Consider the following 754-nt stretch of genomic DNA (forward strand, 5'->3'; position numbering starts at 1 on the left):
CGCCCTCCCGGGCGCTCCTTGACCCCGCCGCCTACCTCGACGCGCCCAAGAACAGTCGGAGAGCCAACGAAGAAAAGATCAACTACAACAACAGGGGGTTGACCGGCCCCGCTCCTTCAGGGATGACTAGTTACGGCGGCGCCAAGCGTGGTCATCAAATGTTGCCGTCCCGCGCTGTTCGTACCTGTGCCCAGCAAGGTGCTGATCGCGACGAGGCTGCCGGAGGCAGCGTGGGCGGCAAATGTTGCGATCGTGGCCGCAAGCTCGGCGTCCGTGTGCAGGTATGACAGGGTGTTTCCCAGGCAGAGAATCAGGTCGAACGCTGCATTCAGTCGAAGATTCCGGATGTCGGCCGCCAGAAACGTGCACCCCGGATGGGAGTTCCTGGCGTACTCGACGAGGTCGGGTTGCAGGTCGACCTCGGTGCAGTGCCAGCGTTGCCGGGCGTGGATTGTGCCGAGGTCGCGGCCGGTGCCGCAACCGACGTCCAGGACAGTGCTCACCGGCGTCCGGCGATCGATGGCGAATGAAACGATTCGGGCGGAGACTGCATCGTTTGCCAGTAGGTCGTCGTAGAGCTTCGGTGCGCGATAGGCCAGGTTCGACCGTTGCAGGTTGACGGGGTCAAATGTTTCGCACGCGTCGTCCTTCAGTTGTGGCTCATGCTTCGGGCTCCGATATCGAGGGCCAACATGTCGTAGACCATCGAAGGGAGCGGGCGTCCGGCGCAGACGTGCCGGTGGAGCCGCTCGAT

General features: G+C 63.3%; 1 protein-coding gene. It reads right to left on the reverse strand.

The features are described 5' to 3' along the window. Nucleotides 1–116 precede the first annotated feature (116 nt). Nucleotides 117–754 (reverse strand): class I SAM-dependent methyltransferase (locus tag KME75_RS42125; protein ID WP_219420673.1); only part of this gene is annotated, 638 nt, incomplete at its 5' end.

The sequence above is a fragment of the Pseudonocardia nigra genome, from assembly GCF_019396355.1.
Lineage (GTDB): Bacteria > Actinomycetota > Actinomycetes > Mycobacteriales > Pseudonocardiaceae > Pseudonocardia > Pseudonocardia nigra.